Raw genomic sequence first — 22298 nt, forward strand, 5'->3', positions numbered from 1 at the left:
CTACGCATAATCGTCTTCGAACCTGGACCAGCCGCGAACCACGCGGCGGCCACCTGTAGAAGCCGGCATCAAGCCGGACATACCGGAGACAAACATGCCCGACGGCCACACCACCAGCGCCGACCGCAGCAGCTACTACGCCCGCATCGCCAAGAAACACATGGCCCCGCTCTGGGAGTCATTGCATAACCTGGTGCCCCGCCAGCCCGCCCCGCGCTGCGTACCCGCCATCTGGAAGTACGACGATGTGCGCGACGACGTCATGGCATCCGGTTCGCTGATTACCGCCGAGGAAGCCGTGCGGCGCGTGCTGATTCTGGAAAATCCCGGCCTGCCGGGCCAGGCCAGCATCACGCAAAGCCTGTACGCGGGCCTGCAACTGATCCTGCCCGGCGAAGTGGCGCCCAGCCACCGCCACACGCAATCGGCGCTGCGCTTCATCGTCGAAGGCCGGGGCGCGTACACCGCCGTCAACGGCGAGCGCACCACCATGCATCCGGGCGACTTCATCATCACGCCATCCTGGACCTGGCATGACCACGGCAATGCCGACACCGTCGAGGGCGGCGAGCCCGTCGTCTGGCTGGATGGCCTGGACATTCCCTTGCTGCGCTTTCTGGATGCCGGCTTTGCCGAAAACTATCCGCAAGCCGCTCAACCCGTGACCCGCCCGGAAGGCGACAGCATGGCGCGCTTTGGCCACAACATGGCGCCAGTGCGCCACCAAGTGTCCAGCGGCACCTCGCCCATCTTCAACTACCCCTACGAACGCAGCCGCGAGGCGCTGGACTCGCTCTATCGACACGGCGAACTGGACGCCTGGGACGGCGTGAAGCTGCGCTACCTGAACCCGGCCACGGGCGGCTACCCCATGCCCACCATGGCCACCTTCATGCAGTTTCTGCCGGCCGGATTTCAGGGCAAGCCCTATCGCAGCACCGACTCCACCGTCTACAGCGTGGTGGAAGGCCGGGGCATCGCGCGCATTGGTGAAGACGAATTCCACTTCGGTCCGCGCGACGTCTTCGTGGCGCCGTCGTGGCTGCCCGTGCAACTGGCCGCGCTGGACGACGCCACGCTGTTCAGCTATTCCGACCGCCCCGTGCAAGACGCGCTGGGCGTATGGCGCGAAGAACGCGTCGGCTGATTCGCGCCGCGCGGTTCGCTGCGCGGGGTTTGCGGCCCGCTTTCTTCTTGTTTTCTGCTTGCTTTCCGCTTTGTTTCCCGCCTCTTCGATCAAAGGTTGATCCATGCCTTTCGTGTTTGCTCCCGCCGCTCCCGTCGCCGTGCCCGTGGCCGGCGGCCAGGATGCCTTTCCCGTGCGCCGCGTCTACTGCGTGGGCCGCAACTACGCCGCCCACGCGCGCGAGATGGGCTTTGACCCCGACCGCGAACCGCCCTTCTTTTTCTGCAAGCCCGCCGACGCCGTCGTGCCGGTGGCGGACGGCCAGACGCTGGAGCTGTCCTACCCCCCGAGACCGCCAACCTGCATTACGAGATTGAACTGGTTGCCGCCATCGGCCAGGGCGGCGCCAACATTGCGGTAGACGACGCGCTGCAACACGTATGGGGTTACGCCGTGGGCCTGGACATGACGCGCCGCGACTTGCAGATGAAGATGCGCGAAGCCGGCCGCCCCTGGGAATTGGGCAAGGCCTTCGACCAAAGCGCGCCCATCGGCCCGCTGCATCCGGCCGCATCCGTTGCGGGCATACACCAGGCCGGCATCTGGCTACAGGTCAATGGCGCCGACAAGCAACGCAGCGACACCGGCAAACTGATCTGGTCCGTGGCCGAAACCATCGCCTACCTGTCGCGCTACTTCCGGCTGGAAGCGGGCGACCTGATCTACACCGGCACGCCGGAAGGCGTCGGCCCCGTGGTGCGCGGCGACAGGATGCTGGGCGGTGTCGACGGGCTGGGCACGCTAAGCGTGCAGATGGTCTGACCCGGAGGCCCCATGCAACTACACAGCTTTTTCAACAGTTCCACGTCGTACCGCGTGCGCATCGCGCTGGCGCTCAAGGGCCTGCCTTACGAGGTATTGCCCGTGAACCTGCGCAAGCAGGAACAACGCGCGCCCGAGTACGTGGCCAAAAACCCGTCGGCCGGTGTGCCGCTGCTGATCGATGGCGATGTCCACCTGTCGCAATCGCTGGCCATCATCGACTACCTGGACGCCACGCACCCCGAGCCGCGCCTGATACCCGCCGACACCCTGGCGCGCGCGCGGGTGCTGGAACTGTCCAACGCCATCGCCTGCGACATCCATCCGGTCAACAACATGCGCGTCCTGCGCTATCTGCAAGACGTGCTGGGCGCGAGCGAGGCGCAGAAAAACACCTGGTATCAGCACTGGGTAAACGAAGGCCTGGGCGCGGTTGAAGAGTTGCTGGTCCGCCATGGCCACGGCGCGTACTGCTTTGGTGACGCGCCCACGCTGGCCGATTGCTGCCTGGTGCCGCAAGTGGCCAACGCGCAGCGCATGGGCTGCGACCTGTCTGCGTTCCCGCGCATCCTGAGCGTCCATGCGCACTGCAACGCGCAGCCCGCGTTCCAGCAAGCCGCGCCCGCCCGCCAACCCGACGCCACCCCATGACGCAATGACGATGAGCACACCCATGCAAGAACCCGACACCCAAGGCGCGCCGCTGCGCGAGTACACCGACCCCGCCTACCAACCCCTGTGCGCCAACCTGGCCGAGGTGCGCGCCCACATCGACCGGCTGGACGACGAGATCGTGCGCCTGATCGCCGAACGCGCGATGTATGTGAAAGACGCGGCGCGCTTCAAGCGCGACGCCTACCAGGTCAGCGCGCCCGCGCGCCAGGCCCAGGTGTTTGACAAGGCGCGCGCGCTGGCCACCCGCCACAACCGCGGCTTTGCCAATCTGGAAGCGGTGGTGGATGCGACCTATCGCGCGATGGTGGCGGCGTTCATCGCCAACGAGCAAACCTATTTCGACAACATGAAAAATGTGGGAGACACCGATGACTAAGTTTTTTTCGCAGGGGCGACCCCTAAGCTTGATGGCGCGCGCCTTGACGTTGGCGGTGGCCTCCTGCGCTTCGCTGGCCGCCACGACCGCCAACTCACAGGCCGCCGACGCCTGGCCGTCGCAACCCTTGAAGGCCATCGTGCCGTTCGGCCCCGGGTCCAGCCCGGATCAGGTGGCGCGTGTGGTCGGTGAAAAGGCCAGCGCCATCCTGGGCCAAACCATCGTCATCGAAAACAAGCCCGGCGCCAGCGGCAACATCGGCACCTATGCCATCGCCAACGCCAAGCCCGACGGCTACACCTTCGGCGTGTCTATCACGGGCCCGCTGGTGAACAACACGCTGCTGTTCGACAAGCTGCCTTATGCGCCCGCCACCGATCTGTCGCCGCTGACGCTGGCCGTGCATCAGCCCAACGTGTTGGTGGTGCCCGCGTCAGCCGGCATTGCCAACGTGGGGCAGTTGCTTGACGCGCTGAAGAAGAATCCGGACAAATACAACTTCCCTTCGCCGGGCGCGGGCACCGTATCGCATCTGGCGGTTGAGCTGTTGCTGCAACAGATCGGCGCGCGCGCCATGCACGTGCCCTACCCGTCGTCGCCCGCCGCGCTGACGTCGCTGCTGTCGGGCGATACGCAGTTTGCCGCGCTGCCGCCCATTGCCGTCATGCCAATGGTGAAGGACGGGCGCTTGAAGGCGCTGGCGGTGACCTCATCCAAGCGTTCCGCGCTGCTGCCCGATATTCCGACCTTGGCGGAAGTGGGCGTGCCGGGCATCGAGGGCTCGGCGTGGATCGGCTTCGTGGTGTCGTCCAAGGTGCCGGCCGACATACAGAAAAAATTGTCGGACGCACTGATCCAGGCCATCCGCGACCCCGAGGTGGCCAAGCGCCTGCAAGCGCAGTACATGGACCCCGTGGGCAGCACGCCGGCCGAATTCCGCGCCTACATGGATGAAGAGCTCAAGCGCTGGGAACCCTTGATCAAGAAGCTGGGCATCAAGGGACAGTAAGGCATACGCAAGACAAGCAAGGAGGACATCAATGCTCATTACCGAACCCGCCCGCCAGGTGCCGCTCTACGGCGAATTCGACGTCGTGGTGCTGGGCGGCGGCCCCGCCGGCGTGCTGGCTGCCGCCAGCGCCGCCCGCAACGGCGCGCGCGTGCTGCTGGTGGAACGCTACGGCTTTCTGGGCGGCATGGGCACCGCCGCTGGCGTGTCCAATTTCTGCGGGCTGCACGCCAACATCCACGGCAACATCCGCCAGGTGGTGCACGGCATGACCGACGAACTGTTGGACCGCATGCGCGCCATGGATGGCTTGAACGACCCGCACCTGATCCTGGGCAAGATCCACGCCCAGGCCTATGACATATCCGCCTTCAAATGCGCGGCCGACGGCATGGTGCAGGACAGCGGCGCGCAGGTGCTGTTCCACGCCCTGGCCACGGGCCTGGCGCGCGACGAGCAAGGCCGCGTCGACGTCTTGTTCCTGGAGACCAAGTCGGGCCGTTGCGCGGTGCGCGCCAAGGTTTTCATCGACTGCTCGGGCGATGCCGACATCGCGCAATGGGGCGGCCTGCCGTTTGAGAAAGGCGACGAACACGGCCACATGCTGTACCCCACGCTGATGTTCAAGGTAGGCAACGTGGACGGCGCGCGCGCGCAAGAAGCCTGGAAGACCATTCCGCTCTTGATGGACGAGGCCGTGGCCAGCGGCGAATTCACGTTCCCGCGTCGCGGCGCCATCGTGCGCCCGCAAAAGCACGACTACGAATGGCGGGTGAACGTTACGCAATTGGCCAATGCCGATGGCAGCGCGGCCGACGGCACCGACGCCGGTTCGCTGTCGGCCGGCGAACTGGAAGGCCGCCGCCAGATCGTGCAGTACCTGGCCTTTCTACGCGCCAAGGTGCCAGGCTTTGAACAGGCCTACGTGCTGGACATCGCGCCGCAGCTTGGCATACGCGAAACCCGCCGCATCGTGGGCGAGGCGGTGCTGACCAAAGAGCACGTGCTGGGCTGCGCCGACTTTGAAGACAGCATCGGCGTGAACGGCTGGCCCTTGGAAATGCACACGGCCGGTGACGTGAAATGGGTCTGGCCGCCCATTCCGGAATCTCGTGGCTACAACCAACTGCCGTTTCGGATGATGGTGCCCAAGCGCGGGCCGGGCGTCGCCGACAACGTGCTGGTGGCGGGCCGCTGCGCGTCCATGACGCATGAAGGCCAGTCCGCCGCGCGCGTCAGCGGCAGTTGCTTTGTGATGGGCGAAGCGGCGGGCACGGCGGCGGCCATGGCGCTGCGCGCGGGCGTCTCGCCGGCCGAGCTGCCCATCGCGGCCTTGCAGGCGCAACTGACACGCCAGGGCGCCTTCCTGGGCGGCCAGGAATGAACCGGCACGGAACCTTGATATGAATGCATCCTCGACAACAACGACAACGGCAACAACCACACCCGCCACGCGCTCCGTCATCGTGGTGGGTGGGGGCATCGGCGGGCTGGCGGCCGCGCTGGCGCTGACCCGGCAAGGCATAGCCGTGCAACTGCTGGAGCAGGCCGCGCACATCGGTGAAATCGGCGCGGGCATCCAGCTTGGCCCCAACGCCTTCGCGGCGCTGGACGCACTGGGCGTGGGCGACACCGCACGTGCGCGCGCGGTGTTCACCGACCACATCATCATGATGGACGCGGTGGATGCGCAGGAGGTGGTGCGCATCGACACGGGCGAGGCCTTTCGTGCGCGCTTTGGCGGCCCGTATGCGGTGATCCATCGCGCCGACATTCATTTGTCGATACTTGAAGCCGTGCAGCAAAACCCGTTGATCCGTTTTCGAACGTCGACGCAAATCGCCGCCATGTCGCAAGACGGGCAAGGCGTGGAAGTGGTGGACACGAACGGCGAACGCTACCGCGCGGATGCTGTGGTGGGCGCGGACGGCGTGAAGTCGGTGATCCGCGAACGCACCGTGGGCGACCCCGCGCGCGTGACAGGCCACGTGGTCTACCGCGCCGTGGTCGAACGCGAGAACATGCCCGAAGAACTGCGCATCAACGCGCCCGTGCTGTGGGCGGGGCCGCGCTGCCATCTGGTGCATTACCCGCTGCGCGGCGGCCAGCAATACAACTTGGTCGTGACCTTTCACAGCCGCGAAGAAGAGCAATGGGGCGTGCGCGAAGGCAGCAAGGAAGAGGTGCTGTCGTACTTTGAAGGCATCCACCCGCGCCCGCATCAGATGCTGGACCGCCCCACGTCATGGAAGCGCTGGGCCACCGCCGACCGCGACCCGGTCGAACACTGGGGCCAGGGCCGCGTCACCTTGGTGGGCGACGCGGCGCATCCCATGACGCAGTACATGGCGCAGGGTGCGTGCATGGCGCTGGAAGACGCGGTCACGCTGGGCGAAGCCGTGCGCCAATGCGGGCACGATCTGGAAGCCGCATTCCGCTTGTACGAGTCGGTGCGTATTCCGCGCAGCGCGCGCGTGGTCTGGTCGACCCGGGAAATGGGCAGGCTGTATCACGCGCGTGGCGTGGAACGCACCGTGCGCAACATGCTGTGGACGGGCCGCAGCCAATCGCAGTTCTACGACGCGTTGCAGTGGTTGTACGGCTGGAAGGTTGAGCACTGCCTGACGCTTGCGTAGGGACTCAATACAGAAGCACAAGACCAAAGCACAAGACCAGAGCACAACAGGAGACAACCATGACATGCCATATCCTACGGGGCGCCGCTGCCCTGGCGTTGGCGCTGACGGCATGCGCCGCTGGCGCGCAGGGCAAGCCGCTGGACATCGGCTTTATCGGCACGCTGTCCACGCCCGCCGGCTACATCGGCGAAGACGAGCGCGACGCCTTCATGCTGGCCGTCAAGGAAGGCGGCGGCAAGCTGGGCGGCGTGCCGGTCAATGTGCGCGTGGAAGACGATGCGCTCAAGCCCGCCAACGCCAAGCAAACCGCCGACAGGATGGTGCAGGACGGCGTGCGCCTTTTCACGGGCGTGAACTTTTCAAACGTCATGGCGGCGGTTGGCCCCACGGTGCTGAACGCGGGCGGCTTCTACGTCAGCCTGAACGCCGGCCCCTCCAACTACGCGGGCAAGGCCTGCAACCCGAACTACTTCGCGGTCGCCTTTCAGAACGACTCGTACGCCGACACCGCCGGCATCGCCGCGAATGAATTGGGTGTGAAGCGCGTGGTGGTGATGGCGCCCAACTACCAGGCCGGCCGCGATGCCGTCGCCGGCTTCAAGCGCGCGTACAAGGGCGACATCGTTGAAGAGATCTACACGAAGTTGGACCAGTCGGATTTCTCGGTTGAACTGGCCCGCATCCGCGCGTTGAATCCCGATGCGATTTTCCAGTTTCATCCGGGCGGCGCGGGCATCAACCTGACCAAGCAGTTCGCCAATTCGGGCCTGTCGGACAAGATCAAGATGATCACACCGATCTATTCCATGGACGAACGCATGCTGGCCGCGACGGGTACGGCAGGCAAGGGGTTCTACCTGAGTTCGCTATGGAGCGCGGACCTGGACAACCCGCAGAACAAGCATTTCGTCGAGGCGTTCAGCAAGGCGTATCAACGCGCGCCCACGGCGTATGCGGCGCAAGCCTACGACACCGCGAATCTGATCGCGTCAGCGTTAAAGGCCGTCAACGGCGACATCACCGGCCGCGCCGACGACTTCCGCGCCGCGCTGCGCAAAGCCGATTTTTCCAGCGTGCGCGGAAAGTTCAAGTTTGGGCCGAATCAGCACCCGATCCAGGATTGGTACCTGCTGCACATCGAAGCGGATGCGAGCGGCAAGCTGGTCTACAAAAACGTAAAGGTGCTGGCGCGCGATCACACCGACGTGCACGCGGCAACCTGCAAAATGTAGGATGGGTGGAGCGCGCCGGATCCGTAAAAAGAACACAGGCGTGAATCGCGCGTAACCCATCAGGCGATGCAGGATCGCGCGTAGATCTCCAAAAGCAAAACAGCCGGCAGATGGATAGGCTTTTAGTCCATTCTGCCGGCTGTTTTTTCTATTGTGAGCGCTAGCGTGCTTTCACCGCTGCTTGATGGGTTTCGCGCGTTTGGCGTTGGTGTTCTTTGCTCAATCTTGCCGCGCTACACCCATCCTACGGGTCCGGGATCAATCCGCGTAGGATGGGTGTGGCGCGCGGGGCTTGTAAATAGAACCCCGCCGCCGACCGCGCAAACCCATCACACCCTCAATTCAAACTCGCCCCCGAGATCTTCACGATCTCCTGGTACTTCGCCTTCTCACTCTTCACAAATTCGGCAAACGCTTCCGGCGTCATCGGCGTGGCTTCCGAACCCATCATCAGCAGGCGCTGCTTCACGTCCGGCTGCTGCATCGCATCCGCATAGGCCTTGTTCAGCTTCGCCACCACCGGCGCGGGCGTGCCGCCGGTCGTGAACACCCCAAACCAGGTACCCAGGTCAAAGCCCTTGATGCCCGACTCTTCAACCGTCGGCACATCCGCCAGCAACGACGAACGCTTGGCCGTCGTCACCGCCAGCGCCTTGACCTTGCCGTCCTTGATCAAGGGTGCCGATGCAGCCAGGTTGTCGAACATGAAATCCGACTGGCCCGACAACAACGCCAACTGCGCGGGCGCCGCGCCTTGATAGGGAATGTGTTCAACCTTGATGTCGGCGCGCGCCTTCAGCAGTTCGCCCGACAGATGGCCCGCGCTGCCGTTGCCGCCCGAACCGTAGTTCAGCTTGCCCGGATTCTTCTTCGCGTAAGCGATCAGGTCGGCCAGCGTCTTGATGTTGTTCTTGTCGGCGAATTCATTGTTCATCACCAGCACGTTCGGCACCGCCGCCACGATCGTCACGGGCGCGAAGTCCTTGACTGGGTCGTAAGGCAGATTGGCGAACAGCCAGGGGTTGATGGCGTGCGTGGCCACCGCGCCCATGACCAGCGTGTAGCCATCGGCCGGCGCCTTGGCCACCAGATCAGCGCCGATGTTGCCGCCCGCGCCCGACCGGTTTTCCACGATCACGGGTTGGCCGAGCGATGCGCGCACTTTTTCGGCAAGCAGCCGGGCCATGGTGTCCAGCGGACCGCCGGGCGGGTAAGGCACGACAAAGCGAAGCGGCTTGGTCGGGAAATCGGTGGCTTGGGCCAGCGCGGGTGCGCCGAAAGGCAGGGTGGCGGCAAGCGCCACGGCGCCTTGCAACAGGGCGCGGCGGACCGCGCTACGGGGGGATTCGTCATGATGTTGTCTCCTCATCCAGATCAATGGCGGCCTGTAGCATACCGCAGCCCAAGTGTTGGCGTAACAAAGGGATACGCGGCAGATTGGCCCGATATTCGCGCGGGTCAGCGGGATTTCAGCGCCGCACGTGCACCGATCAGCCTTGCGGCGTGGGTTCGGATTTGCGCCTGACCAGCGCGGTGAGTGAAACGCCTAGTGCGTTCATGACCTTGCGCAGGGTGTGGTAGCTGGGGTTCGCGCCGGGGGCCAGCACCCGATACAGGTTTGTTCTGGCAAGCCCTGTCTCACGAGCAATTTCAGTGATGCCGCGCGCGCGCGCCACGTCGCCCAGGGCTTGCAGGAAGGCGTCAGGATCGTCCTCCGCCGCCGCGTCCGCCAGGTAATGCGCGATCGTTTCGTCATCTTTCAAATAATTCGCTGCGTCGAAGTCGCGTAATTTCGTCATTTCTCGATGCTCCGCTTAATTTCCGTCCAAAGGCGTTTGGCTTGGGCAATGTCTTTGCCCTGCCTGGTCTTGTTTCCGCCGCAAAGCAGCACGTAGACCACCTCGTCGGCTCGGGCGTAGTACACCCGGTAGCCGGCGCCAATATTCACGCGCATTTCACTGACGCCCTCGCCCACTGGCTCTACGTAGCCAAAATTCCCATTCATGGCGCGCGACAATCGGCGCAGGATTTGAGCACGCGCCCGCAAGTCTCGGAGTGAATTTAGCCAACGGGTGAACGCCTCGGTTTCTCGGAATCTAAGCATACCGAGAATGTCGCTCAAAAGGTACATTTAGAACAACGGCAAGATCCTCCCGTAGCGTCAGCCGGCCACACAATTTCGTCGCGCCAAAACAAAACACCCCAAAACCCGGATCGAAATCCAAGCTTTGGGGTGATTGCCAAAACGGCGGTTCTTGAGGGGATCAGTGCAGGATCTGGCTCAGGAAAAGCTGGGTCCGTTCGTTCTGCGGGTTGTCGAAGAACTGATCGGGCGTGTTTTGTTCGATGATTTCGCCACGGTCCATGAAGATGACGCGGTTGGCGACTTTGCGCGCGAAGCCCATTTCGTGGGTCACGCAGATCATCGTCATGCCGCTTTCCTGGGCCAACGTGACCATCACGTCCAGCACTTCCTTGACCATTTCGGGGTCAAGCGCCGACGTCGGCTCATCAAACAGCATGATCTTCGGGCTCATGCACAACGACCGCGCAATGGCCACGCGCTGCTGCTGGCCGCCCGACAACTGGCCGGGGAATTTCTTGGCCTGTTCCGGAATGCGCACGCGCTCCAGGTATTTCATGGCGGTGGCCTCGGCTTCCGCGCGCGGCTTCTTCAGCACCCACATGGGTCCCAACGTCAGGTTTTCCAGCACCGTCAGGTGCGGGAACAGGTTGAAGTGCTGGAACACCATGCCGACGTCCTTGCGGATCGTCTCGATGTGCTTCAAGTCATTGGTGAGCTCGGTGCCATCGACAATGATGTGGCCCTTCTGGTGCTCTTCCAGACGATTGATGCAGCGGATCATCGTGGACTTGCCCGAACCCGACGGGCCGCACACCACAATGCGCTCACCCTGCGCCACGTCCAGATTGATATTGCGCAACACGTGGAACTGGCCGTACCACTTGTTCACGTCCTGCAAACGAATAATGGCATCCGACATGCCTGTACTCCCGTAAATATCGCTGTGCGCGCCCGCCGGCAGGCAGGCGCGCGGCATTGACTAGCGTTGGTGACCCGTCGCAAGACGTTTTTCAAGCGCCTGGCTGTACTTGGACATGGAAAAGCAGAACACGAAGTAGATCAGCGAGATGAACAGGTACGCCTCTACGCCGAATCCACGCCATGCCGCATCCGACAAGGCCGCCTTGGCTGCCAAGGTCAGGTCGAAAATGCCGATGATGACCACCAGCGAGGTGTCCTTGAACAGCGCGATGAAAATGCTGACCAGCGGCGGAATCACGATCTTCAGTGCCTGCGGCAGGATGATCTTGCGCATCTGCTGCCAGTACTTCAGGCCCAGCGAATCCGCGCCTTCGTATTGCCCCTTCGGGATCGCCTGCAAACCACCGCGCACCGTTTCCGCGATGTAGGCGGCGGCGAACATGATGATGGCGATCTGCGCGCGCAGCAGCTTGTCGATGGAAAACCCTTCCGGCAGGAACAGCGGCAGCATCACCGACGACATGAACAGCAGGCTGATCAGCGGCACGCCACGGATCAGTTCGATGTACACGACGCACAGCGCCTTGATGGCCGGCATCTTCGAGCGCCGGCCCAAGGCCAGCAACACGCCGATCGGGAACGCGAAGGCGATGCCGAACGTGGACAGGATCAGCGTCAGCGGCAGGCCGCCCCAGCGTGCGTTTTCCACGTAGGTCAGGCCGAACACGCCGCCCCACATCAAGAGCGCAACCGCGGTCAGGCCCACGACCCAGATGACGGCCAGTTTCCAGTTCCAGAAGGCACGGATGCCGCTGCACACAATCACGCCCACCAGCAGGATGGTGGCGATCAGCGGCCGCCATTGCTCGTCGAACGGATAGGTGCCGAACAGAATCAGCCGGTGCTTCTCGATGATGAACGCCCAGCAGGCGCCACCCGAGGCCCGGCATTCCTGGGCATTGGTCGCATTGAAGTCGGCTTTGAAGAATGCCCATTCCAGCAGCGCCGGCACCGACATCAGCAGGAACCACGCAAGCAGTACCGTGATGAGGATGTTCAGCGGTGATGAGAACAGGCGGGATTTCAGCCATGCCCAGGGGCCCACATGCGTGCTGGGCGGCGGCATGGCGTCGGTGGGGGTATGCGTAGTGCTGCTCATCTCAACGCTCCACCAGCGCGATGCGCTTGTTGTACCAGTTCATGAATATCGAGATCGAGAGGCTGACCGTGAGGTACGCGCCCATGATGATGAGAATGCCCTCGATGGCCTGGCCCGTCTGATTCAGCGTGGTGTTGACCACCGACACGATGTCCGGATAGCCGATAGCCACGGCCAGCGAGCTGTTCTTCGTCAGGTTCAGGTACTGGCTGGTCATCGGGGGGATGATCACGCGCAGCGCCTGCGGCAGAATCACCAGGCGCAGCACCTTGGCGCGCGGCAGGCCCAGCGAACCGGCGGCTTCCCATTGGCCGTTGTTCACGGCCTGGATGCCCGAGCGCACCACTTCGGCAATGAAAGCCGACGTATAGATCACCAGACCCGCCAGCAGCGCGGCGAATTCCGGTGACAGCGTCAGGCCGCCCGCGAAGTTGAAGCCCTTGAGTTCCGGCATCTGCAGCGACAGCGACGCACCGCTGACCAGCCAGCCCACGATGGGCAAGCCAATCAACAAGCCCATGGCCCAGCGGCCCAGCGGGAACACCTGGCCGGTGGCTTCCTGGCGCTTCTTGCCGTAGTGGCCCAGGAAGATGATGGCGACGATGGCCAGGCCCAGGCCCGCCAGCATCCAATCCAGCGAATTGCCTTCCAGCGAGGGCACCTTCAGGCCGCGGTTGGAAATGAAGACGCCGGGCAGCGGATTGTGCGCCTGGCGCGGACCCGGCATGTTTTCCGTGATCAGCGCGTACCAGAAGAACAATTGCAGCAAGAGCGGCACGTTGCGCATCACTTCGACGTAAACCGAGGTGATCTTGGCGACGAGCCAATTCTTGGACAGTCGGCCAATGCCGATCAGGGTGCCGAGGATGGTGGCAAGCACGATGCCGATGACGGCGACGCGCAAGGTGTTGAGCAAGCCGACCAGAATGGCGCGGCCGTAATCATTCGTGGGGGAGTAGTCGATGGGCGTTTCGCCGATCGCGAATCCGGCTTCTCGGCTCAGAAACCCGAAGCCCGTGGCGATATTGCGCACGGACAGGTTATGTAGCGTGTTGGAAACCAGGAACCACACTGCCCAGGCCACCGCGGCCAGCGCGAACACCTGGTACACCACCGAGCGCACGCCGGGGTCGTTCCAGTTGAGCCGCCGGCGAGGAGCCGCAATTGGGGCATTATTTTTAGAAGTCGTCATGATGAATCTACAGAAGTCGTAAACCGGGCGGCAACGCCGGCAAGGCCACCCCTACTCCTGCCGCCCGCTCGGTGGCGGGCTAGGCAAGACGGAGCGCCGGGCTCCGCCTTGCCAGGCAGCCGTGTTAGCGCACCGGCCAGCCGTACATCAAACCGCCTTGCTTGTACGAGGCGTTCAAACCACGCTCCAGCTTCATCGCGCTGTTCTTGCCCAGCGTGTTTTCGAAGCTTTCGCCGTAGTTACCCACGCTCTTGATGATGTGGTAAGCCCACTTGTCGTCCACGCCCAGGTTCTTGCCCATGCCCGGGGTCACGCCCAGGATTCGCTGGATGTTGGGGTTGGAGCTCTTGGTCATTTCATCGACGTTCGCCTTGGTGATGCCGTATTCCTCGGCTTCCAGCATGGCGTTCAGCGTCCAGCGAACAATGTTGAACCATTGCTCGTCGCCCTGGCGCACCATGGGGCCCAGCGGTTCCTTGGAGAAGTCTTCCGGCAGGATGACGAACTTGTCCGGGTTCTCGAGCGTGGTCCGGGTGGAAGCCAGTTGCGACTTGTCGGTCGTGAAGGCGTCGCAGCGGCCGGCCGAGAAGGCGCGGATGATTTCGTCGTACTTGTCGATCACGACCGGCTTGAATTCAATCTTCTGGCTGCGGAACCAGTCGGCCAGGTTCAGTTCGGTGGTGGTGCCCGGCTGCACGCAGATGGTGGCGCCGTTCAATTCCTTGGCGCTCTTGACGTTCAGGTCCTTGGAGACCATGACGCCTTGCGAGTCGTAGTAGTTCACGCCCGCGCCGATCAGGCCCAGCGTCGTGTCGCGCGTCAGCGTCACGGTGGTGTTGCGGGTCAGCACGTCGATTTCGCCGGATTGCAGGGCGGTGAAGCGCTGCTGCGTGTTCAGGGGCGTGAACTTGACCTTGGTGGCGTCGCCGAACATGGTCGAGGCGATGGCGCGGCACAGGTCCACGTCAATGCCCTTGTATTCGCCCTTGCTGTCAGCAATCGAGAATCCCGGAATGCCCGTTGAAACCCCGCATTGGACAAACCCTTTTTTCTTAACGTTATCGAAGGTCGCGCCCGCATTGGCAGCCGCGGATGCGGCGAACAGTGCCGCGCCAATAGCAGCGAGTTTCAGTACTTTCATCGTGATCTCCGTGTGGGACAAATCGAGCTTGCCACGGCCGGGTTGGGCCGAAGCATGGGGCGGATGGTAGCGTCCGGACAAGGGGCGGCACATCCGGGAATTCCCTTGAAATATAGGGACACTGGCGAAATCAATTGATGTTTTCGTTCGAAAACGGGGACACCTTTTTTCGATTGCACGGCGTTCGAAGATGCGTTCATTTCGTTCTGATCAAAACGTGTCCAGGCGGTCACGCGGAAACGCTTTTTCACAGGACCGCGAGGAATGGGCTTAGGTCTCCCTCCTGTCCCCGAGTTACTATTGCGGCTTCATCCGACAGCCGCCATGATCGAATTCCAGCACGTATTCAAATCATATGGTCGCGGCCGAAATATCCTGGCCGACATCAACTTCCGCGTAAGCGCGGGAGAATTCGTTTTCGTATCCGGGCCATCAGGCGCCGGTAAATCCACGCTGCTCAAGCTGATCGGCGGGTTGGAGCCCGCCAGCCGCGGGTCCATCCAGGTCAACGGGCAACGGCTGGACAAGCTGCCCGCGCGCGCGCGCCCTTACCTGCGCCGCGCCGTGGGCGTCATTTTGCAAGACACCCACCTGCTGTTCGATCGAAGCGCGTTCGAAAACGTCATGCTGCCGCTGGCGGTCCAGGGCCACGCCTGGGATTCCGCCGCATCGCGCGCCCGCGCCGCCTTGGACAAGGTGGGCCTGTCGGGCAAGGAAGACCTGAATCCCATTGAATTGTCCGGCGGCGAACAGCAGCGCCTGGCCATCGCGCGCGCCATCGTGAACCGGCCCGCCATCCTGATTGCCGACGAACCCACCGCCAATCTTGACGACGACAACGCGCAGCGCATCATGAACGTGTTCCGCGATTTCAACCGCGTTGGCGTGACCACGCTGATCGCCTCGCATGACCAGGGGCTGATGGCACGCTATGCCTCGCGTACCTTGCGCATCGAGCCGGGCAAGTTCGCCGATTCGCACGGCCCCGCCTCACCGCCCGACTCGGGCCAGCCCGCATCGGGTTCGTCGCGCGCAAGCGGCCGCGCCGAGCCCGGCCTGGGTGCACACGGAGCGTCGTCATGAACGCCTGGCTGCGGCAACACCGCTATGCGTTGATGGTCACCGTGCGCCGGTTGGCCAAGCAACCCTTCTCGTCGTTGGCCAACCTGCTGGTCATGGCGCTGGCACTGGCTCTGCCCTTGCTGGGCAGCGCCATCCTGGTGTCCGTGCAACCCGTTGCGCGCCAAATGTCGGTCACGCCGGAAGTCACCGTGTTTCTCCGCGTGGACGCCCCCAAGGGCGCCGCGGCCGACGTAGCCAAGCGCATCAAGGATGATTACCAAAACGACGTGCGCGCCGTGCGCGTGGTTGATCGCGACGCGGCGCTTGCCGACCTGCGCGCCAACCCCGCCTGGCAGGAGGCGCTGGCCGTGCTGCCCGGCAATCCGCTGCCCGATGCGGTGGTCGTGACGCTGGCCGATGGAGACAACCTGGCAGGCCGTGCCGACAAGCTGGCGGGCGACTGGAAGCAGTGGAACCACGTCGACCTGGTGCAGTTGGACAGCGCCTGGGTGCAACGGCTTGAGGCCATCCTGCGGTTTGCCCGCATCGGCCTGGGCTTTCTTGCCGCTTGCGTGGCCGTGGTGGTGCTGGCCACGGTGTTCAACACCGTGCGCATGCAGGCACTGTCGCAACGCGAAGAGATCGGCGTTGCGCGCCTGGTGGGCGCCACCGAATCCTTTGTGCGCCGCCCCTTCCTGTATCTGGGCGCGCTGTCGGGCGCGGTGGCCTCGCTGCTGGCCATCGGCGTGTCCGCCATTGCGCTGTCGCCCTTGAACGACGCCCTGCTGGGGCTGGCCCGCAGCTACGGCGCCGAATTTGCCCTGCATCTGCCCGGCGCGCCGGTTCTGCTGGGCGCGGTGGTGGCGACCGCCGCGCTGGGCGCGCTGTCGGCCCGCTGGTCCGTCACGCGCAGTACGCGCTTTTAGGCGCCTCCGCATACCGGCGCGCCTGACTCCACGCGCGCCGGTTCCGCATTAAAGCCACGTATAACGCCTGAACCTCCCCGTGATCCGGGGAAAGGGTTCGCGCGCGTATGTGTACGATGGCTTCGAGTGGCCGGTAGCCGGCGTTGATGCTGCATTTGGCGCGGCGTTTGGTCCTGCATGTAGCGTTAAACGGGGTCATATCATCGACCACCGTTACAAGCATTTCTCCCGTTACCTTTCGGGATATGCAAGAATAAAGCGAAATTTTTCTTCACTTTTTGAAACATAAACCGTTCTGCAGGGCTCTGTCCTTCATGTCCCAATCGCCGTTCTTGCCTGATAAGTCCCATGGTCTCACGACTTGAAGCCCGCGCAACGCGCCACTACTTCGACAGCGCGTTCCAATGCCAAGCGGTGAAAGTGCTCCCCAACGAGTACTACGTCACCAACGAAGATCTGATGATCTCGACCGTTCTCGGGTCCTGTGTCGCCGCCTGCATTCACGATCCGGTGACCGGCGTGGGGGGCATGAACCACTTCATGTTGCCAGAAGGCGACATGCAGTCGCCCGCGTCGGCGACGATGCGCTACGGCGCTTTCGCCATGGAAGTGCTGATCAACGAATTGCTCAAGGCCGGCGCCTCGCGTGACCGCCTGGAAGCCAAGGTGTTTGGCGGCGGCGCGGTGCTCAGCGCCATGCAGCAGATGAACATCGGCGAACGCAATGGCATTTTTGTCCTGAACTACCTGAAGCTCGAAGGCATACCGGTCAAGGCGCAGGACCTGGGCGACGTGCATGCGCGCCGTATCAATTATTTCCCGCGTGACGGCCGGGTGATGGTGCGCAAGATGGCGCCGCACCACCAGCGCGCCGAAGAGATCATCGCCAAGCGCGAACAGGCCGCGGCCCAAAGCGTGCAGGCAAAAACACAAAGCCCGCCGCGCGTGGAACGCTTCACCCCACCTGGCGTGGAGCGCTTCGACAAACCGGCTGGTCCGGGTGTGGAACGTTTCGACAAGCCCGCGCGCCCTGGCGTCGAACGCTTCGACAAACCGGCTCGCCCCGGCGTGGAGCGTTTCGACACCCCCGCCCGCCCCGCACGGCCAGGCGTCGAACGCTTCGACACCGCGTTGTCGCGCCTGCGCAAGTCGGAAACCACCGGTAGTTGAACGGCGCTCGGGCGCCGTTCGCGTAGACCGGTCGCGGCTTGACGGGCACGACGCCTGGCACGGGTCCGCGCCTACAATCGGCGCATGTCCGCGATCCGTCTTTTCTTCGCCTTGTGGCCGTCGCCACCCCTGGCCGCTTCCTTGGCCGAATGGGCGCAAGCCGCCCGCCCGCATTGCGGCGGCCGCATCATGCGCACCGAGACACTGCACCTGACGCTGGCCTTCCTGGGGCCGGTCGAAGCGCAACTGGCTGATGCGCTGGCCGCCGCCACGCCCGAACGCAGCGTGCCTCCCGGCGAATTGATGCTGGACCGCTACGGCGTGTTCAAGCGCCAGCGCATTCTGTGGGCCGGGCCACGTCAGGCCGGGCCGCGTCAGGCCGGGCCGCGTCAGGCCGAGCGGGATGAGGCTGAACCGAATCCGACTGAACCGCATCGGCCCGATTCCCTTCAGCCCGATTCCCTTCAGCCCGAAACGCAGCCCGCGCCGGCCCCCTGCAAGTCATCCACGACGGCCTGTGGCAATGGTTGGCCGGCTATGGCCTGACCGCGCCGCCGCAGCCCTTTCGCCCGCACGTCACCTTGCTGCGCAACATCGAACGCGACGACCCGCCGCCGCCCCCGCCCGACCCCTTGATCTGGCGCTATGACCGTCTGGTACTGGTGGCGTCCGAATCGCAGACGGGCGGCAGCCGCTACCGCATCGTGGCGCAGTCCCGTCCGCTGGAACCGTAGCGGCTCTGGCACAATCTGTGCGGTTGCAACTTCGGGGATCGCCATGATCATCCTGCTGGACCAAGACGGCGTGCTGGCCGATTTCGAACACGCTTTCCTCGACGCCTGGCGCCTGCGCCATCCCGACATCCCGCCCGTGGAATTCGAAGACCGCAAGTCTTTCCACATCCGCGAGGACTACCCCCCCGAACTACGCAAGATGGCCGAGGCCATCTACACGGCACCGGGTTTCATCCGCGAGCTGCCTCCGGTGCCGGGCGCGCTGGACGCCGTGCGCGAGCTGCTCGCCTTGGGCATGGACGTGCGCATCTGCTCGTCGCCGCTTTCGCAGTTTGAAAACTGCGTGGCGGAAAAGTACCTGTGGGTGGAAAAGAACCTGGGCCGCGACGCCACCAATCGGCTGATCCTGACCAAGGACAAGACGCTGGTGCATGGCAACCTGCTGATCGACGACAAGCCCAAGATTGAAGGCGCCGTGAAGCCGCGCTGGAAGCACATTCTGTTTGATGCGCCCTACAACCGGCAGGTGTCCGACCGCCCCCGCATCACCTGGGCGAACTGGCGCAATGTGCTGGCGGGCGAGCTCTATACCGCGGACGCATGAGGCCTGCCGGACGCTGTTCAGCCGTCATGATTTAGGACTATTCTGTGCTGGCCGTACCCCCACCCCGGAGGAGCCCGCACTATGAATCTGCACCGTCTGCTCAAGCAGCGAGAAGCCGACCACAAGCCCTTGCGTGTTGCATTGCTGGGCGCCGGAAAGTTCGGCGCCATGTTCATGAGCCAGGCTCCGCGCACGCCGGGCATACGGCTGGTGGCGGTGGCGGACCTGGCGCCCGACCGCGCCCGCGCCGCCTTGACCCGGGTGGGCTGGCCGGCCACTGCGCTCAACGCCGCCAGCACCTCTGACGCGCTGAAAAACGGCAAGGTCTACTTCAGCGACGACCCGCTTGCCATCATCGCCAGCCCTGACGTAGACATCGTCATCGACGCCACGGGCCAAGCCGCCGCCGGCATCACCCACGTGCTGGCCTGCTGCGAATACGGCAAGCACATCATCATGGTCAACGTGGAAGCCGACGCGCTGGCCGGGCCGCTGCTGGCGCGCCGCGCGCGCGAAGCGGGCATCGTGTATTCGCTGGCCTACGGCGACCAGCCCGCCCTGATCTGCGAAATGGTCGACTGGGCACGCGCCAGCGGCTTCGAGGTCATGGCGGCCGGCAAGGGCACCAAGTACCTGCCGGAATTCCACACGTCCACGCCCGACACCGTCTGGCCCTACTACGGCTTCACCGCTGAAATGGTGGCCGCGGGCGACTTCAACGCGCAGATGTTCAACAGCTTTCTGGACGGCACCAAGAGCGCCATCGAAATGGCGGCGGTGTCGAACGCCACCGGCCTCTTGCCCTCGCCGTCGGGCCTGCATTTTCCGCCGTGCGGCGTCGACGACCTGGCCCGTGTGCTGCGGCCCCGCGAAGACGGCGGCATTCTGCACCATCGCGGCCAGGTGGAAGTGATTTCATCGCTGGAGCGCGACGGCCGCCCCGTATTCCGCGACCTGCGTTGGGGCGTCTACGTGACGCTGGCCGCCGACAGCGACTACGTGCGCCGCTGCTTCCAGGAATACGGCCTGGTCACTGACCCCAGCGGCAACTACACCGCCATGTACAAGCCCTATCACCTGATCGGCCTGGAACTGGGCATCAGCGTGGCCAGCGTGGGCTTGCGGCGTGAACCCACCGGTGCGCCGGCCGGTTGGCACGGCGACGTGGTCGCCACCGCCAAGCGCGATCTGCAAGCGGGCCAGATCCTGGACGGCGAAGGCGGCTACACGGTCTTTGGCCGGCTGATGCCGGCGCCCGATTCGGTGGAAGAAGGCTATCTGCCTTTGGGGCTGTCGCACGGGGTCAAGCTCAAGAATCCGGTACGGCAGTCGCAGGCCATACGCTGGCGCGACGTGGAGTACGACGAGACCTCAACGGCGGTGCAGTTCCGGCGAGAGATGGAACAGACTTTCGCCTAGGCACACAAACCCGTACCCCAACCCGCAGCCAAAACCACATCCACGCACCGCACTCCGCACCAAGGCCCCGCCCGCTACACCGGTGCGGGGCGTTCAGCCTGAAACAACCGCAAGCGGTCGGCCGCATTACGCAGATGCTGTTCGGCCGCGCGGCCGGCTGCGTCCGGGTCTGCCCCTTCAATGGCGACGAAGATGGCCTGATGCTCGCTTTGCACCGCCGCCATGCGCTCGGCATACCGGCGCGCGGTGTTGTGGCGCGCGCTGCGGATGACGCGGCGCACGTTCGCTTCCAGATAATCGTTCAGCGACACCAGGTGCGGGTTATGCGTGGCCTGCACGATGGCCTGATGAAATTGATAGTCTTCTTCGTCGCCCAGCTTGTCGTTGATCAGCGCGTATTCCATGCCGACCAGCGCCTGACGCATCTTCTTCAAGTCTTGATCCGTGCGGCGCTGCGCGGCATAGCGCGCGGCGGTGACTTCAATCGACAGCATCAGTTCCAGGATGTGTTCCAGGTCCTGCGTGTCACCAGGCGTGGGCGCGGCGATGCGAAAGGCGTTGCGCTGAAAGTTGGGATCCACGAACACGCCGCTGCCCTGCTGCGACGTGATCAGCCCTTCGGACTTCAGCCGCGCCAGCGCCTCGCGCACCACCGCGCGGCTGACCGAATAGGTTTCGGTCAACTGCTTTTCGGTGGGCAGGCGGTCGCCGGGCGCCAGTGCCCCCTGGCGTATCTGCTCGGCCAGCGCATCGCCCAACGCGGCGGAAAGTGAACTCTTGGGCGCGGTGCGCGGCGGATCCTGATCTTGATTCGGCGGCATGGAAAGTCGTGGAAACGTGATGGTTGCGTCCTGCACTTTAAGCGATATAGATGCCGCCGTTGACCTGCATGACTTCACCCGTCACGAAGCCCGCCAGCGGCGAACACAGGAACGCGATGGCTCCGGCAATCTCGTCGGCCGTACCAAAACGGCGCAGCGGCGTGCTTTCCAGCAACTGCGCGCCTTTCTGGCCGATGAGGTCATGCGTCATGGACGTGGCGATGATGCCGGGCGCCACCGCATTCACGCGGATTTGCGGCGCCAGTTCCAGCGCCAGGCTGCGCGTGAAGCTTTGCACCGCGCCCTTGGACGCCGAATAGGCCGCATGCGCGTAACTGCCGCGCTGCGCGGCCAATGAGGTCAACAGCACGATAGACCCGTTGTGGCGCAGGTGCCGTTGAGCGGCGCGGCAGGCATAGAAGGTGCCGTCCAGGTTCACGCGCATCAGCGTGCGCCAGGCCTCGTCGCTGGTGTCCTTGACCAGTTGCTCCGGGTAGATGCCGGCGCAATGCACCAGGTGGTCCAGCCCGCCGAAATGCCTGGCCGCCGCCTCGAACACCCGTTCGCAATCATGCGATATCGATACATCCAGCGCATGCGTGTAGATGCGTTGGCCGGTCGGATCCAGCTCGGCGGCAACCTCATCCAGGCGCGCACGGTCGATGTCCGTCAGCACCAGGCGAGCGCCATGGGCGGCCATCAGGCGCGCCGTTGCCAAGCCGATGCCATTGCCCGCGCCCGTGATCGCGGCCACCTGTCCTTCAAATGAAATCATCCTGTCTCCTGTCGTCTTTCTGTTGTGTTTCATGCGCGGGCTCAGCGCTCGTTCTGCGTGCCGTGCCATCTGCGATTGAACTCCTGAATGCATCGCTTGACACGAGAAAAACGCTTGCCCTATTATTTATCAGACAACTTCAATAAGTTATCGGACAACTTGTCTGGAAAGCGTAAAGCAACTCCGGTTTCCAGGCAAGCCAGTCAGAGAAAAACAAGGCCGAAGCGCCGCAAAACAGGACGGGGACAACAGGGTGAACACCACCGGCAGCACGACGGTATTCGCCCGTATCTTGCGATACCCCCCATCCCGATTTGCCCTCTTCGGCCAACAAAAGCCGCCACCAAGCGCGCTTGAATGACGCTCGCACGCATCGTTACGCACGCCCTCACGTACGGAACGACGCACA

At 63.9% G+C, this 22298-nt stretch carries 23 protein-coding genes and 1 pseudogene; 15 read left to right on the forward strand and 9 right to left on the reverse strand.

What is annotated here, in order from left to right; translation table 11 throughout:
• Positions 1 to 94: 94 nt before the first annotated feature.
• The 8 genes and pseudogenes from gtdA (at position 95) to ELS24_RS27445 (ending at position 7879) form a co-directional block, all read left to right on the forward strand.
• Entirely contained in the window at positions 95 to 1147 is a 1053-nt protein-coding gene (gene gtdA / locus ELS24_RS27410) for a gentisate 1,2-dioxygenase (protein ID WP_050445612.1), read from the forward strand.
• A 103-nt stretch (positions 1148 to 1250) separates the two neighbouring features.
• A pseudogene (locus ELS24_RS27415) lies at positions 1251 to 1948 on the forward strand (fumarylacetoacetate hydrolase family protein).
• Between the two features lie 12 nt (positions 1949 to 1960).
• Positions 1961 to 2599, forward strand: a complete 639-nt coding sequence (gene maiA / locus ELS24_RS27420) for a maleylacetoacetate isomerase (RefSeq protein ID WP_127185930.1) — start codon at positions 1961 to 1963, stop codon at positions 2597 to 2599.
• A 22-nt stretch (positions 2600 to 2621) separates the two neighbouring features.
• Positions 2622 to 2999, forward strand: coding sequence for a chorismate mutase (locus tag ELS24_RS27425; RefSeq protein ID WP_050445609.1), 378 nt, complete (start codon positions 2622 to 2624; stop codon positions 2997 to 2999).
• Positions 2992 to 4008, forward strand: coding sequence for a Bug family tripartite tricarboxylate transporter substrate binding protein (locus ELS24_RS27430; RefSeq protein ID WP_127185931.1), 1017 nt, complete (start codon positions 2992 to 2994; stop codon positions 4006 to 4008). The genes ELS24_RS27425 and ELS24_RS27430 overlap by 8 nt, the downstream gene beginning before the upstream one ends.
• 31 nt (positions 4009 to 4039) lie before the next feature.
• A complete protein-coding gene (locus ELS24_RS27435; protein WP_127185932.1) occupies positions 4040 to 5392 on the forward strand; it encodes an FAD-dependent oxidoreductase in 1353 nt (450 codons plus the stop codon).
• Between the two features lie 19 nt (positions 5393 to 5411).
• Entirely contained in the window at positions 5412 to 6644 is a 1233-nt protein-coding gene (locus tag ELS24_RS27440) for a 3-hydroxybenzoate 6-monooxygenase (RefSeq protein ID WP_127185933.1), read from the forward strand.
• A gap of 59 nt (positions 6645 to 6703) precedes the next feature.
• A complete protein-coding gene (locus ELS24_RS27445) occupies positions 6704 to 7879 on the forward strand; it encodes an ABC transporter substrate-binding protein (protein WP_127185934.1) in 1176 nt (391 codons plus the stop codon).
• A gap of 337 nt (positions 7880 to 8216) precedes the next feature.
• Here the strand turns inward: ELS24_RS27445 and ELS24_RS27450 are convergent, their stop codons facing one another.
• From ELS24_RS27450 to ELS24_RS27480, 7 genes are all read right to left on the reverse strand, one after another.
• Positions 8217 to 9248, reverse strand: coding sequence for a Bug family tripartite tricarboxylate transporter substrate binding protein (locus ELS24_RS27450; RefSeq protein ID WP_127185935.1), 1032 nt, complete (start codon positions 9246 to 9248; stop codon positions 8217 to 8219).
• A 121-nt stretch (positions 9249 to 9369) separates the two neighbouring features.
• A complete protein-coding gene (locus tag ELS24_RS27455) occupies positions 9370 to 9678 on the reverse strand; it encodes an addiction module antidote protein (RefSeq protein ID WP_127185936.1) in 309 nt (102 codons plus the stop codon).
• Positions 9675 to 10010 carry a type II toxin-antitoxin system RelE/ParE family toxin gene (locus ELS24_RS27460; RefSeq protein WP_275066551.1) on the reverse strand — a complete coding sequence of 112 codons (336 nt, stop codon included), beginning with the start codon at positions 10008 to 10010 and terminating at the stop codon, positions 9675 to 9677. Before ELS24_RS27460 ends, ELS24_RS27455 begins: the two co-directional genes overlap by 4 nt.
• A gap of 133 nt (positions 10011 to 10143) precedes the next feature.
• Entirely contained in the window at positions 10144 to 10884 is a 741-nt protein-coding gene (locus tag ELS24_RS27465) for an amino acid ABC transporter ATP-binding protein (protein WP_050445733.1), read from the reverse strand.
• Positions 10885 to 10944: 60 nt separating this feature from the next.
• Positions 10945 to 12045 (reverse strand): amino acid ABC transporter permease, encoded by a 1101-nt coding sequence (locus ELS24_RS27470; protein ID WP_050445601.1) that lies wholly within the window; start codon positions 12043 to 12045, stop codon positions 10945 to 10947.
• A gap of 1 nt (position 12046) precedes the next feature.
• The gene (locus ELS24_RS27475) at positions 12047 to 13237 is read right to left on the reverse strand and encodes an amino acid ABC transporter permease (RefSeq protein ID WP_050445600.1); all 1191 of its coding nucleotides are present in this window, start codon (positions 13235 to 13237) and stop codon (positions 12047 to 12049) included.
• A gap of 124 nt (positions 13238 to 13361) precedes the next feature.
• Entirely contained in the window at positions 13362 to 14378 is a 1017-nt protein-coding gene (locus ELS24_RS27480; protein ID WP_050445599.1) for an amino acid ABC transporter substrate-binding protein, read from the reverse strand.
• 324 nt (positions 14379 to 14702) lie between these two features.
• Here ELS24_RS27480 and ELS24_RS27485 point away from each other — a divergent pair, with 324 nt between their 5' ends.
• The 7 genes from ELS24_RS27485 to ELS24_RS27510 all read left to right on the forward strand — a co-directional run bounded on the left by ELS24_RS27485 (position 14703) and on the right by ELS24_RS27510 (position 20293).
• Positions 14703 to 15461 carry a cell division ATP-binding protein FtsE gene (locus ELS24_RS27485; RefSeq protein ID WP_050445598.1) on the forward strand — a complete coding sequence of 253 codons (759 nt, stop codon included), beginning with the start codon at positions 14703 to 14705 and terminating at the stop codon, positions 15459 to 15461.
• Positions 15458 to 16366, forward strand: coding sequence for a cell division protein FtsX (locus ELS24_RS27490; protein ID WP_127185937.1), 909 nt, complete (start codon positions 15458 to 15460; stop codon positions 16364 to 16366). The genes ELS24_RS27485 and ELS24_RS27490 overlap by 4 nt, the downstream gene beginning before the upstream one ends.
• Positions 16367 to 16714: 348 nt before the next feature.
• Positions 16715 to 17536, forward strand: a complete 822-nt coding sequence (cheD, locus tag ELS24_RS27495) for a chemoreceptor glutamine deamidase CheD (RefSeq protein ID WP_127185938.1) — start codon at positions 16715 to 16717, stop codon at positions 17534 to 17536.
• Positions 17537 to 17620: 84 nt separating this feature from the next.
• Positions 17621 to 18082 (forward strand): RNA 2',3'-cyclic phosphodiesterase, encoded by a 462-nt coding sequence (thpR, locus tag ELS24_RS27500; protein WP_240669402.1) that lies wholly within the window; start codon positions 17621 to 17623, stop codon positions 18080 to 18082.
• On the forward strand, positions 18064 to 18270 hold the full coding sequence (locus ELS24_RS31445) for a 2'-5' RNA ligase family protein (RefSeq protein ID WP_240669403.1): 207 nt from the start codon (positions 18064 to 18066) through the stop codon (positions 18268 to 18270). Before thpR ends, ELS24_RS31445 begins: the two co-directional genes overlap by 19 nt.
• 43 nt (positions 18271 to 18313) lie before the next feature.
• Entirely contained in the window at positions 18314 to 18874 is a 561-nt protein-coding gene (locus tag ELS24_RS27505) for a 5'-3'-deoxyribonucleotidase (protein ID WP_050445594.1), read from the forward strand.
• An 81-nt stretch (positions 18875 to 18955) separates the two neighbouring features.
• On the forward strand, positions 18956 to 20293 hold the full coding sequence (locus ELS24_RS27510) for an NAD(P)H-dependent oxidoreductase (protein ID WP_050445593.1): 1338 nt from the start codon (positions 18956 to 18958) through the stop codon (positions 20291 to 20293).
• Between the two features lie 74 nt (positions 20294 to 20367).
• On the opposite strand, the gene ELS24_RS27515 is transcribed toward ELS24_RS27510, so the two are convergent.
• Both ELS24_RS27515 and ELS24_RS27520 read right to left on the reverse strand, forming a co-directional pair.
• A complete protein-coding gene (locus ELS24_RS27515; RefSeq protein WP_050445592.1) occupies positions 20368 to 21114 on the reverse strand; it encodes a FadR/GntR family transcriptional regulator in 747 nt (248 codons plus the stop codon).
• Between the two features lie 37 nt (positions 21115 to 21151).
• Positions 21152 to 21889, reverse strand: coding sequence for an SDR family NAD(P)-dependent oxidoreductase (locus tag ELS24_RS27520; RefSeq protein ID WP_127185939.1), 738 nt, complete (start codon positions 21887 to 21889; stop codon positions 21152 to 21154).
• Positions 21890 to 22298 lie beyond the last annotated feature (409 nt).

The organism is Achromobacter spanius, from assembly GCF_003994415.1.
In the GTDB taxonomy this organism is placed as follows: domain Bacteria; phylum Pseudomonadota; class Gammaproteobacteria; order Burkholderiales; family Burkholderiaceae_B; genus Achromobacter; species Achromobacter spanius_C.